The organism is Pseudoalteromonas sp. A757 (assembly GCF_004103285.1).
Taxonomy (GTDB): Bacteria; Pseudomonadota; Gammaproteobacteria; order Enterobacterales; family Alteromonadaceae; genus Pseudoalteromonas; species Pseudoalteromonas galatheae.
Window position 1 is genome coordinate 90,777 of the sequence record NZ_QNQN01000065.1, and the last position, 13,063, is coordinate 103,839.

At 42.9% G+C, this 13,063-nt stretch carries 11 protein-coding genes; 5 read left to right on the top strand and 6 right to left on the bottom strand.

Going from position 1 to position 13,063, the window contains the following annotated elements; all coding sequences use genetic code 11:
- Positions 1–75 precede the first annotated feature (75 nt).
- The gene (locus DRB05_RS08855) at positions 76–729 is read left to right on the top strand and encodes a DUF6058 family natural product biosynthesis protein (RefSeq protein WP_128726696.1); all 654 of its coding nucleotides are present in this window, start codon (positions 76–78) and stop codon (positions 727–729) included.
- Positions 730–775: 46 nt separating this feature from the next.
- Here DRB05_RS08855 and DRB05_RS08860 read toward each other — a convergent pair whose 3' ends face one another.
- Entirely contained in the window at positions 776–1,030 is a 255-nt protein-coding gene (locus tag DRB05_RS08860; RefSeq protein ID WP_128726618.1) for a hypothetical protein, read from the bottom strand.
- Positions 1,031–1,481: 451 nt separating this feature from the next.
- Between DRB05_RS08860 and DRB05_RS08865 the strand changes: the two genes are divergently transcribed.
- Together DRB05_RS08865 and ykgO are read left to right on the top strand one after the other, a co-directional pair.
- Positions 1,482–1,739, top strand: a complete 258-nt coding sequence (locus DRB05_RS08865; RefSeq protein ID WP_010373063.1) for a type B 50S ribosomal protein L31 — start codon at positions 1,482–1,484, stop codon at positions 1,737–1,739.
- 5 nt (positions 1,740–1,744) lie between these two features.
- Positions 1,745–1,885 (top strand): type B 50S ribosomal protein L36, encoded by a 141-nt coding sequence (gene ykgO, locus DRB05_RS08870; protein WP_010373066.1) that lies wholly within the window; start codon positions 1,745–1,747, stop codon positions 1,883–1,885.
- Between the two features lie 54 nt (positions 1,886–1,939).
- On the opposite strand, the gene DRB05_RS08875 is transcribed toward ykgO, so the two are convergent.
- From DRB05_RS08875 to DRB05_RS08890, 4 genes are all read right to left on the bottom strand, one after another.
- The gene (locus DRB05_RS08875; protein WP_128726619.1) at positions 1,940–4,015 is read right to left on the bottom strand and encodes a basic secretory protein-like protein; all 2,076 of its coding nucleotides are present in this window, start codon (positions 4,013–4,015) and stop codon (positions 1,940–1,942) included.
- A 17-nt stretch (positions 4,016–4,032) separates the two neighbouring features.
- Positions 4,033–6,861 carry a TonB-dependent receptor gene (locus DRB05_RS08880; protein ID WP_128726620.1) on the bottom strand — a complete coding sequence of 943 codons (2,829 nt, stop codon included), beginning with the start codon at positions 6,859–6,861 and terminating at the stop codon, positions 4,033–4,035.
- 195 nt (positions 6,862–7,056) lie between these two features.
- Positions 7,057–8,505 carry a basic secretory protein-like protein gene (locus DRB05_RS08885; RefSeq protein ID WP_128726621.1) on the bottom strand — a complete coding sequence of 483 codons (1,449 nt, stop codon included), beginning with the start codon at positions 8,503–8,505 and terminating at the stop codon, positions 7,057–7,059.
- A 275-nt stretch (positions 8,506–8,780) separates the two neighbouring features.
- The gene (locus DRB05_RS08890; RefSeq protein WP_128726622.1) at positions 8,781–9,173 is read right to left on the bottom strand and encodes a cytochrome b562; all 393 of its coding nucleotides are present in this window, start codon (positions 9,171–9,173) and stop codon (positions 8,781–8,783) included.
- Positions 9,174–9,363: 190 nt separating this feature from the next.
- Between DRB05_RS08890 and DRB05_RS08895 the strand changes: the two genes are divergently transcribed.
- Together DRB05_RS08895 and DRB05_RS08900 are read left to right on the top strand one after the other, a co-directional pair.
- Positions 9,364–10,425, top strand: coding sequence for an ABC transporter substrate-binding protein (locus tag DRB05_RS08895; protein WP_128726623.1), 1,062 nt, complete (start codon positions 9,364–9,366; stop codon positions 10,423–10,425).
- A 142-nt stretch (positions 10,426–10,567) separates the two neighbouring features.
- The gene (locus tag DRB05_RS08900; protein ID WP_128726624.1) at positions 10,568–12,211 is read left to right on the top strand and encodes a S8 family serine peptidase; all 1,644 of its coding nucleotides are present in this window, start codon (positions 10,568–10,570) and stop codon (positions 12,209–12,211) included.
- Positions 12,212–12,232: 21 nt separating this feature from the next.
- Here DRB05_RS08900 and DRB05_RS08905 read toward each other — a convergent pair whose 3' ends face one another.
- Entirely contained in the window at positions 12,233–13,063 is an 831-nt protein-coding gene (locus DRB05_RS08905) for an EamA family transporter (RefSeq protein WP_128726625.1), read from the bottom strand.

The window sequence follows — 13,063 nt, forward strand, 5'->3', positions numbered from 1 at the left end:
TTTACACTCAGCGCTTGTTATTTGCGTAAAGATCCAGCAGAATCTCAATTACTGTATATTTATCCAGTTTATTTTATGGGACTGACACATTTTTTAAATACGCACTTTTATACCACGGCTGAGCTGAGCAGCAGCTTAAAGATATCTGAAGAACAACTGTCTGATTGGCAACAAATGAGTCTATTTCCCAATCCCAGTTACAGCATTCAGAACCAAATTAAGTGTAGCTCTTACTTTGGCCTTTACGAGTGTGAAGAATACACCGATTTTTATGCTCGTGGTTTATTAAACTGGGGACAGCTATTGTTGAAGCACAAAGTTGACCAATCAAGTACTGCATTTGAATTGTTTCAACAACGCTACTGTGATGCATTGGCAAAGTGTATTGAAAAAGGCTTTTATACCGAAGATCCAAGTTTTAGTGATGACCTCACAGAGCATGTACAACAAGTTTGGCAACAGTTTTTATGTGGCAAATATGGGGTGATCAGCCAAAATGGTCTAGTAGAGGAAGCGCTTTATATTGATCTAGGCCGAGCGATTATCGACGATATCACAGAAGCAAGAACCGCAAGTAGTATTGCTCCAGAGCAGCGTAGTCAAGTACACAACGCCATGAAGCTACTAAACAAAGCGCTAGCGGCCAATACTCAAGCTGAGCAAACAGAGTCGCTACGCACTCGATACATTGACCAATTGATTAGTAAGTACGACTTATCAATCAAATAATCTGTTGTCTGGCGCACAACAGTTCTGCCAGACAATCTATGCTTACTTATATTTGTTGTTCGATGTGTGCACGAATTATCTCAAATGCTTTTAAGACCTTTAACTGATCTTTACATAAGCTGTCGTACCAAGCATCGAATAGTTCATCATCTTGCTCACTGAGTGTTTGATACTGCGCCAGTAGTGTCACTATGTCACTATGTGTACACGAGAGTGTGTCTAACTCTTGCTGTAAGGCGCTGTCATCGCTACTTTGAAGCTTAGCCAAAATTGAGTTATCTAACTCAGCATGTTTATCCATAATAAATGCTCTATATCTGTATTGCGTTGGCGAACAAAGTACTTTCGCGAACGTACTAGGTTTTAATTATTTGCTAGACCTCTCTCATCTAGTTAAGGTTATTAACCATTAACCTCAATTGAACCCACTCTTTTATCTCATATCTATCAAACCAACAGGCTTACATCGATAGCTATATTCCAAAAAAGTCTATTCGCTACTATTCCGGTTAAGGGCCAACACCAACATGACTACTTGAGAAACTATCTAGAACTAGTTATATCAGGCAATTTTAAGGAAAGTAAGCCCCTTTTAATCAACTGGTCAAGATGCACTCAGTTTAGTTCCGCATGCGTTGACAAATTAGGCGTATCGCACTAAATGGCGGCAACAACAAATTAGTTGTTGAGAATAGTTTTTATTTAATTTATATTGATACAGTATAACAACACATTATTTAGGAGTCGTTGTCGTGAAACCAAATATCCACCCTGATTATCAACTTGTTGCCTTCCATGATACATCGGTTGATAAATACTTTATTGTCGGTTCAACCATTAAATCGGACAGAACTGTTGAACTAGACGGTAAGACTTACCCTTACTTCCCAATTGACGTCTCTAGTGCATCTCACCCTTTCTATACAGGTAAACAGAAGTTGGTGGCAAGTGATGGTCGAGTTGCACAATTTAACCGCCGCTTTAAAAACCTTGCGACTAAAAAAGGATAAACCAGATGAAAGTACTGAGCTCACTCAAAAGCGCTAAAAATAGACCGGGGTGTCAAGTCGTAAAAAGACGTGGTCGGGTTTACGTAATTTGTAAATCTAATCCGCGATTTAAAGCGGTTCAAGGTAAAAAGAAGAAGAAACGTTAAAAGTCAAAATAAGCACTTTTTAAGGTGGGCATTGCCCACCTTTTAACTAAAAAGCTATTCTTTTGCTTCCCACAATGAGAATTCGCCTAGCTGAATTAGGCGTCCGCTAGCGCCGCCAATTCCACCGCCTTCACGGGTATGCTCAAGTTCCAAACGATAATGGGTATACGCATTTGGACTCTCGATAGCAAAGCTATAGTATTCCATCGTATTAGGTAGTTCGCTGAACTGTTGAGTATCTAGTGTAATCCAATTCGTACCATCATTTGAGCCCTGTAGCTGCCACGCGTTAGGAAAGCGATGAGGGTTGTCTCCCGCTGTCGCTAATGAGTAGTATTTTGCTGTTTTAGCGCTGTCAAACACATAGTTAACCTGGGCCTTATCAACCTGTTTTATCGGCAACAAGTCAGGTGCATATTGTGCAAGCCAAGCAGGGGCTTCCAACACCACATTAAATTTAGAGGTAATATTTCTATCATTAAGCTTATCTGCCCCCTCATTAAAAGGCACAAGTGCGGTTCCGTTTGTTGTTACCTGAGTGCTAGTGGGTGCAAAGTTCTGATACCCAAGTGGTACTGGTGGTAACTTACCGACGCTTGCAAGGTAGACTTGATACTCTTCAAATACCGCATCAATGCCACGCTGTTCACCAAATATAGATTTAAAAGCGGTGTCTAAACTCCACGGATCAAGCGTTTTTGCTGCCGCATTAAACTTGCGGATAAAATCGGTGTTACGATGACTGTTTTCTACCCACTCAAAGAAGAATGCTGTTTGATCGTAAGCATCAACATTGTAGTGCTCCATCCAGCGAACTCCAGCGCGTCTATGCTCTAAGTAACCAGCATCTATTCGAATAAAGTTAGCCAGCGCTTCAAGGTAGGTATGATAATCCGTGCCCGGACGATATTCTCCTTCTGCCGGAACACTATTGTAGCCATGAGTCAGCTCATGCCACAGCACGCCAATGACTTCGTTACGAATAGCCTCATCTCCAAGACCCTCTAGGTTGGCGATGTGCTTAACATCAAACCTAAGCTCCATAAATTTGCCTTCACCGGCCTTTGAAGCAGGCGCATCAAAGTCTCCAGTGATAAAAGTAACGTGCTCAAAAACATTGATTTCGGTTACATTATTAAATAAGCGCTTGGCAATCTTCAAAGAGATCTCATGAATAAGGGCATTTAGATCTGGTACCGCACGTTCAAGCGCCAGCTGTCCTGGGTGCTCTGGTAGTTCCTTTTTTACTTCAATTGCAGGCTCTGGAAACCCTGCCCATGGCGAGACTGGATCCCACACACGGATAAAGTCTTGCTGCACTAATGCCGCTTCCCCTTTGTCGTTACTTGCAACCAGTGTGATGGTTTTTGGCCCTAATGCCTCAAACTTAACCAATGGGTTTTGCTCTGTACTTGTTGCAGGAATACCATCTTCAAATGTCCACTGCCAGTGAGTCGGATTAACCAACGACTCATCTCTAAAAACAATATACTCAGAGACTTCAGGAGTCGTGTTTGTCGCATTAAATGCGACGATAGGAATATCCGATACCGTTTTGATTTCGAGTTCCGCTAGTTGCGTAATATCAGCACCATAGCTATCTGTACCACCATGTACTAAATCAAATTTGAAGTAGCGATACTTTTCGCCGCTTTCGGCCAATTCAAAATTGCGAGTCAGTCCTCGAGCAGAGAATACTTCTCCCGCTCTTGAGTCCAGCTCAACCCACTCTGTTTTATCATTTGAGCCATATACGACCCACTGTTTTGGATCTCGGTTCGCTTCATCGTTTGCTGACGTAAAGCTATATTCTCTAAGTTCAATCTCTGTCGCGGCTTTAAACACTACAGTGACGTTTGACGCAAAAGCCAGGAATTTTGTACTCGTGTTAGCGTCGATAAGTTTGTCGACACTTTCACCTGCAGGTGAGGCTTGTACACCATCCGCTAAAATAGCCTCAATCTCAACTCCAGTATCTGAGGTGATATTACGCAGTGCGCCAGAGTCTGGCTGCCCGGATGATTGAGTTTGTTCAGGCTTATCACGTTCAACAAATTCAGACCCATCATTACAGCCTATAAGTGTCGCAGCGACGGCCATTGCCACCGCTGATAGCATTAATTTTCTCATTTCGTTACCCTTTATTATTAAAATTGGTAGTTAACTTTTAGTAAGAACTCGCGCCCGTTCGTGTCGTAATTACCCGCTTTATAGAATGGGTAGCTTCTAAACGAGGCGTCCTGAGGCGGCATCGCATTTAATAAGTTTTGAACCGTAAACATCACTCGCGTGTTGTCATTGATATAGTGACCAATGGTTAGGTTATGCTTTATCCATGCTGGTAACTTTTCTCTTTGACCAAAATCAGCACCGTTCCAATTTTTTCCTTTATAATTTACCTGCCATGAAATTGCGGTCTTCTCCAACTGCCAAGTCAGGTTAAACGATGCCATATCTTTGAAGTTATAGTTATCTTGACTGTCTAGCACATCTTCAAGAGGATCTTCGGGACGAAGCTTTTCTTTTTTCTTTAAAACATGGCTGTAGTCAAGCTTATAAATGAAATCGCCAAATTCTGACTCATACGTGCCCTTCACACCAAAGTTGACGCCGCCATGCTGCCTTTCCGCGGCGTTTATATAACCTTCTCTGATAATAGCTGCGGTGTACGGTAACCCTTTTTTCGTGTTTCCTAACCAGTCGGTTGCCAAACCATCTTGGTCAAAACGCTGTACTCTGTCTTGCATATTGGCGCATTTAGCTGAAGACGAATCGATTAGGCCGTTTTCACACTTCCAGACATTATCAAGAATTTCGCCAGACCCAAGTCGAGTAATTTTGTCTTTTAAGACAATGTCATAAACATCAACATTGAATGACAGCTCAGGGGAGTACTCATACACCAGACCAAAGGTTAATGAATGACCAGATTCTTCTTTTAAAGTTGGGTCGCCTGCCGAGATTGTCTCAAAGTCAGCATCTAGCTTTGGCTCGTTGATATTTGTTGTGTCTAAGTCTGCACAACTGATAGTTAATGCATCAGCATTATATTGAGCGGGATCCCCTGTGGTTTGAAAACGTAGACAAGCATCTGCAATCACTCTGTCCGAGCCTCGTCCAAAGTTACCAGCAAACCCTTGATATACTGAACTCATGCTAGGACCACGGAACGTTGTTCCATATGCACTTCTTAGCATCAACGCGTCAGTGGGAGAGTATTTAAAACCAACTTGATAAGTGAATGCTCCACCAACATCAGAAATATCATCATAGTGGTCATAACGCAGTGCTATTTCACTAGAGATCTGTTCAGTAATAGGGATCATAAATTCTGTCGCAGCTGCATAACGGTTACGCTCACCATCGGTGATAACACCAGTTAGACCGACAAATTCTTTATTTAGTATTCTGCTATCTGGCGTCGCTCTCGTCCCTTCTTTCATCAGCTCAATATACGCTGCAAAAGACACAAATCCAGCTGGCAATTCAAATAAATCCCCGGACAGATCTGCAGTTAGGGTTTCATTGAACGATAAGCCATCGTAGGTTGCCCAATCAGCCATGTTATACATATTGTCTTGGGTCAGAGGCGCAAAAAAAGCTTGGTAATTCGGACGGTAGATTGGCATGCCATCAACCTCTCCCAACTTTGGTCCTTTTAGCCAGTTATTTCCTTCAACCGTGTGGTGCAAGTACCTATCAGAGAAATCGTATTGTGAACGGCTAAAACCAACGGAGTAATAGTAGTCTGCTATCTCCCCTTCAAGACCAAAACTAAATGAATAAGATTTATCATCGTATACCCGACCTAAACCATCATTTGTATATTCTGAATCATTCACTATTCGCCACATATACTTAACTGGAGCGCCATAGCCACCAGCTTTATTTTTGATATCAGGATCCCAAAACATGGATCCGTGAATTGACTCTGCATGAGCAAAGAAGAATGGATTTCGTGCCCCTTTCTTTTCTTGGTCGATATAAAATCCGTTAACAAAAAAGCTGTGTTCGTCGTTGATACTGTACACCGAGTTGATATACAAACTCATGGTTTCAACTTGGTTACGGAGCAAATTATTACCGGTTTCATCCCACCCACAGCTTAGGCCGTAGTCATTGCGGCTAATAAAGTGCTGAACCGCAGTCGGGTGTGGATTGTCATCTGTGTTGCAGTACTGCGCTGAATATTGATTTTTGAACTCAGTGTTCTCAGCCCATACGGTAATGGAACGATTGAGTTCTCGTTTGTTTGTTGGGTCTGGATTATCCCAAACACTGTCATGAAAAGGTCTGTCGGCACCAGTCAGCGCCTCTTCCGTTTTATATTCTAGCGAGTAGTCAAACGTAAAGTCGTCTTGCTCAAAACCACCAACAAACGACAAGCCTTTTTTATCACCCGTACCATAGGTATCCTGGCCGTAGAATGCTTCAACGACATGCTCGTCCATACCTTTTTTGGTAATAATATTGACTACTCCAGCCATTGCGTCTGAACCATAGATTGCAGAGCCACCGCCGGATTGAATATCGATGCGCTCAACCATCGCCGTTGGCAACATATCGAGATTAACAAAATTGGTTTGGCCACCGTAAGGCATTGGGTAATAGGCCAAGCGCTTGCCATTAACTAGAATAAGTGTGTACTCAGGTCCAACGCCTAACAGGTTTAACTCCTTGGCACCAGGCGTATAGGAGCCAGTTTCTACTTCACCGAGAACGGCACCACTAGCAGCGGAAATACTACTCAGTGCGTCATAAACTGTGTTAAAACCACTTCTGACCATATCAGCGGAAGAGAGACTTTGGACATTGGTCACACCCTCAATGGCGATACGTTTAATACGAGATCCTGTCACCTCAACACGTTCTATTTCTTCTGCTTGTTCATCTGTTGCGGCTGTTACTGAGTTAGTTGCTACCGCTGCTAGAACAGCAGCGGCGATCAGGCTATGTTTATATATTATTGTTGTCATAAGACCCCCACAATTTAAAGGAACGTTCCAATTTTTTATTAAAATTTTATTTCTCCCGTAGCAAAACCAACAAAGCTTCAGGAAGAAACCGAAAAAGGAACGTTCCAATTATGAGCAATAAAACAAGTCTGTCAACAAATTATGTACATTTACAGCACAGTGATGACAAACTGTAATTATTTAGTCCTTACTGATTCACTGCAATTTCTTAGCAGTTAGCTCACTTTGATAGCGAGACCAGAGCTCATCAAGAGACTCTCCTGTAACTGACTTTATTGCATTTTCAAATGACCAATCCTCTATTTCTACCGCAGTTTGATTAAAACGATAGGCAAAATCTGGATGTGACTCAGCGAGCCATGCGAGAAAGAACCCGGTATTTGTGTATCCACCAACCCAAGAATCCGACGGCTTAGGTGAACGGGTTTTATGGTATCCCGCTTGAATGCGAATGAGATCCGCCATTCCTTCAATAAATGCATGTACATCGGGCTCAGAATAACTTCTCTCTTTTGGAAATAGCTGATATCCATGGGTAAGTTCGTGCCAGAGCACACCAAGGAGTTCGTATTCCACTTGCTCATCTGGTTGTGCAGCCAGTTTTTCGGTGATGTACTTTGAGCTAAACACAATTTCCATATTTGTTTCGTCTCCAGAGCGATACGCTATTGTGTCCATCCACTTCAGCCTAAATGTGACTTGCTCAAACTCTGGCAGCTCTGCAAAGTGTTTGTACAACCTTGGAGCCAGTTGGCGAGTTACGTCATCCACCGTACTGGCTATATCAGGAAATAGTGCTTGCAGACGTTTCGACCCTGCCGACTCAGTATCTTCGATAACCACTTTGACCTTTGGCGGCTCAAAGCCTTTCCATGGTTGAGCTGGATCGTATATTTTTAGATAGTTTGCTCGGGTTTTAAGGTCGGAGCCATGCGCATTTTTAGTCATTAGAGTAACATCGTAGTTACCTGGCTTGTCATAAACTACTTCAACACTTTTTGTGGTTGGCAGCATCGTTTTGCCCTCAACCTTCCAACTCAGCCCTGTAGGTGAGTTTGCAGATATCGACTGCAGAGAAATTGGCTCATTAAGCTTGGCGACGGTTTTATCTGCAGTAAAATTTGCCAGCGGTAAGTTTGTTTGTGCATAGAGCGCCAGATCAGCGATTTGCAAAAAGCGGTCGCCCCACTGTGTTTTACCTTCTTGTGCTACAGTAAAGCGCACGTACCTCGCATCCGTTGTTTTGGGTAGGTCAAAAGCGAGCGTTTCACCCCGTCTTGAAAATACCATATTGTTGCGCTTATCAACCTCTTGCCACGCCTTGCCATCTATAGATACGGCTACAGTCCAATGCTTTGGGTCTCGGGCGGGTGCATCTTGGGCTGAGGTGAGACTATATTGTCTGAGCGCTTTTACGTCTTTCAGATCAAATACAATCTCAGCGCTGGATTGCTTAGATAAGAATTTGCTTTTTTGTGACCTATCAACTAATTGCTCTATCCCCTCACCTTGGATCTGCTCCTTTACGTCACTCGTTACAGAGAATGTATCGCGTTCGGTGATGTCGTAGAGCGCATTGGCATTCGCTAATGAGGAGCTACAAAATGAAAGTAAAATTAGACTGGCTAATGAGGAGGTTTTCATTGAAATTTCCCAGATTAAAAACAAACATACTGGATCGTTCCAATTGATAATGCAACTTCTTTTGAGTAGATTTTTGCGTAATTTCTAATAAGTGCAGAAAAGGATAAGGCTATTTCATCGCTTTTGGATCTTATGGAGGACTAACGAGCCTGAGAGATAAAGCCACGGCTCGCTAGTATTTTGTCATGCTCAACTAAAGCCAAGATCGATAAGCCAAGCTGTTGTGATAGAACAAGAAATAACCACAGCGATAGGATAACTATTCGAATCTCAGGTTAACTACCGAATAATAATTCCCAAAAGCTCGGCGGCTCGTGTAGTTTGTGGTATTGCTTTCTCAACTTATCAATTTTTAATAGCATTTCACGGGCTTTTTCAACTTTTCCTGAGTCTACTTCTTGGCTCGCTTTAGTAATGGTTTCGAGTACTTTATTCAAGCCCTCAACTGACTCGGCAGACACCTCTTGCTTAAACTGAAATTGCTTGCTTTCATTAACGAGTGTCGTTAGCTCAGTTAAGTGCGCTTGCATTTCATGAGCTGATTGCGCTGCCATAGCCTGCTTATAAATATGCCCCATTTCCTTCATGGTTTTATTCAGTTCACTTGACTCATGCGCAACCCCTGACATCGAAAACAACAACACGAATATAAATACGATTTTTCTCATCAAAGTCCCCTTACTCTTTGCCCGCTAGTATAAAGCAATTAACGCATGAGCTAAATTCAATGCTATGAAAAATATGCTTACCCTGAATAGCATTCAAAACACAGGCAGATAACACTACAATTCTAGCGTAAACTATACTTGTAGCGTATTTAGCAGCACACTTTTTGAATATCAAAAAATGTAGAGACTTATGATCCGAAAATTGTTGTTCATCTTTTTACTCTTATCGCCGATGGCCGCGCTATCTGCACAACGATTCAACGTTCAATTTGTAAACCCCGGCTTTGCAACAAAAAACCCGACTGGGGACTTTTGGTATAACGTCAGCAACGTGATGACTGCGGCCGCTACTAACATGAATATTTCCCTCAAAATTAGTTATGCACAGCGCAACCATATTTTGATGAAATCGCTCGTAGAGCAAGCCTTGAAAAGTGATGCTGATTACCTTGTGCTGGTTAACGAAAAGTCGAGTGTCGTTCCCTATTTGTTAAACACTAAAGCCACCAACATTAAGATTATTTTCTTGCTTAATGGACCGACCAAAACAGAGGAAGTGGCTTTGTTAAAGGCAGGACACCAAATTATTGGCACCATTGAGCCAGACAATTTCCAAGCTGGTTTTAAATTAATGCGTCAACTTGCGCGAAAAGCGCTTAGGTCCTCCAATCCATCGCAACATGTATTAGCTTTGCTAGGTGACGTGGCGACGACTGCGGCATTAGACCGACAAAAAGGCATGCGTGCTTATCTTGAGCACCATACAGAGCTAGAATTAATCGCAGAGGCAAATTGTCAATGGTCTCAGAATGAAGCTTATCGACTCACTAAAGCGTGGTTACAGCGAGACTCCGCAATCACAACAGTTTGGGCTGCCAATGATCCTATTGCTTATGGCGCATTACTCGCTGCTAAAGAATTAAACCGTAAGATCGTCATAGGTGGGATTAACTGGGATGAAGGTATTGCGCCTAAGTTAGATGTTTCGATTGGAGGGCATGTGTTGCTTGGGGCCTATACCTTAGCTCGACTAGCACAATATCATAGAGACTTCACACCAATAGACAGCGTAACCTTATCTATTTTCGAATCGTTGAATGACGCTTCCCTACCTTTGTATCATGCCATACATGGAAACTTTCCTGAACACCTGGACTTTTTACGTTACATTAACGATCCAGCGCAATTTACCATTACAGAACTAACTCACTCACTTAATAAAAATAATCACAATAATAATGTAAAAAACTGAGGATTTAAGAAAGATTAATTAATGCATTAAACAAAACCAAGAAATATAATGCAATTTAAACCTGTTTGATCTTCGCACATTGACAGCGATGTCAACACCTGTTTTAGTAACAAACGTAAACAACATGTAAAACAGGTGAAATATGAAAAACAGTAATACAGTAGTAAAACTTCTTAAGCTTTCAACCCTCAGTGCCTGCGTTTGTGCAAGCCTTTCAGTTGCTCACGCAGATACACAGCGCGTTATCGTCACATTAAAAGACAGTGCAACACCAAATGTTCTGCCAGTGCGCTTAAATCAGGCAGAAACGGCACAGTTTAAAGCGCAGGCGTTGTCTGAAGCAGCCTACTCAACCTTAGGCAGTGCTGCAGTCAACACGTTGCCAAGCATTAATGCATATGTCGCCGAAGTTTCTTCTGCGCAAATGCAACAGCTACAAGCAAGCGGCAATGTTGCGCAAGTAGAAATTGACCCTAAACGTTATTTGCCAAGCGTAGAAACTTCAGCAATTGATTTACTTGCTGAAACCACACCTTACGGTATTAATATGGTGCAAGCTAACCAAGTATCTGATGGCTACAGCGGCAACCGTAAAGTCTGTATTATGGATACAGGTTATACGCTAGGTCATCAAGACTTACCTAGCACAGGCGTTACTGGTAATGACGGCTATGGTAACTACGACACAGGTGTGTGGAGTAACGATGGTAACGGCCACGGAACACACGTTGCCGGCACAATCGCCGCTTTAGGTGGTAATGGTACAGGTGTAGTTGGGGTAAATCCATCAGGGCAACTAGGTCTTCATATTGTTAAGGTGTTTAATGACCAAGGCCGCTGGGCATATGGTTCCGATCTCATTAAAGCAATTGAACAGTGTGAGCAGGCTGGCGCCAATGTAACCAGCATGAGTTTAGGTGGTAGCGGCAGCTCTACAGCAGAGCGTAATGCGTTTGAACAAAGTTATCAGCGCGGCATGCTACATATTGCAGCTGCTGGCAACGCGGGTAATAGCTCGTTGAGCTACCCGGCATCGTATAATGCAGTCGTGTCTGTAGCAGCAGTAGACCGTTCTGAGTCAAAAGCCTCTTTCTCTCAATACAACAGCCAAGTAGAAATTGCAGGCCCAGGTGTTGGTGTAAACTCAACATGGAATAATGGCGCGTATCGCAGTATTAGCGGGACTTCAATGGCAACGCCGCATGTCTCTGGTGTCGCTGCCTTAGTGTGGAGCCACTTCCCGCAATGTACTGCTCAGCAGATTCGCCAAGTGTTGAATACAACAGCAAAAGACAAAGGCCAAGCAGGCCGCGATACGTCTTACGGCTATGGTATTGTACAAGCAAAAGCGGCGGTTGATTATTTAACAAATAATGGTTGTGATACCTCAGGTGCAGTCGATGCAAACTTTAACTTCAGCGTGTCCGGCCTCACAGCAACATTTAATAACCAATCAACAGCAGGTAGTTATCAGTGGGAGTTTGGTGACGGTGCAACAAGCTCACAAACTAACCCATCACACACCTACGCTAGTGCTGGTACATATCAAGTGACACTCACTGTGACAGCTGCAAATAACAGAACTGCTTCTAAGACACTGGCAGTTACCGTTAGCGATGCACCAGCTGGGTGTAATGGTATCCAAGAATGGAGTGCAACTAAGTTCTACAATATTGGCGACCGAGTTTCATTCAAGGGTTTTGAATACCGTGCTACGTTCTGGTCACAAGGCGCAAGCCCTGAGATCTACTCAAACGTTTGGACTAAAGTCGCGCAATGTAAATAAGTGCGTTGTTTTAAGTGGCGCTTAAGCGCCACTATTTAACGCCAACATTGCACTACAACACAAAATAACGGAGATTATAAGCCATTCTTTTGTTGAAATTACCTCTTTAAAGAACCACATCCCAAGCACACTCGCACTGACTATGCCAATGGCTCTTTTCAACCCCTCAACAAGCCCCGGCTGAATTTCCGTTAACGCCTGCAATTGAAAGAGAACTGCAGCAGCGAATACCACCGAAGAAATAGCCCAGAGTAACCAATGTGCGCGGAAATTTTGATTTTTAAACTGTGGTCGGAGCAAGATCAGATTAACAAAAAATACCATAAAGGTTAGAAACCCAGCATGAAAAGAGAGCGAGCTGTATTGCAAAGCCTCTTTATCGAACACGATACAAAGCCCCCAGCAAACAGAGGTGATTGCAACTTGTTTTGCACCAGGCTCTTGAAAAGAGAATCTGCCTCCTTGCAATAAAAACGAAGCGAGGACAATAGCAGCAATTAGCACTGACTGCAGTAGGGTTAAAGGTTCTCCGAGCAGCAGCCAAGCAAACACGCCAGCAAGTGCTGGAGTGATGGATAAAAGAGGCAGGATAACCGCCATGCGTCCAAGCGCAAGTGCCTGAATAAAGTTTACACTACCAATTGCAGCCAAAACTCCGCTCGCTATCGCTGGCGCTAAATAAGCGGAACTTGGGAGCTGTTTGTCAACAACCAACCAATAACCAATGTATGCAGGTAAGACTAAGAGACTAAATATCACCGACATTTGCGCGGCTGAATAATAGCTTGCTAGCCTTTTTCGTAAAAAATCAAATACAGCCCAATTTAACGCACTGAATAAGGCTATAGCCAT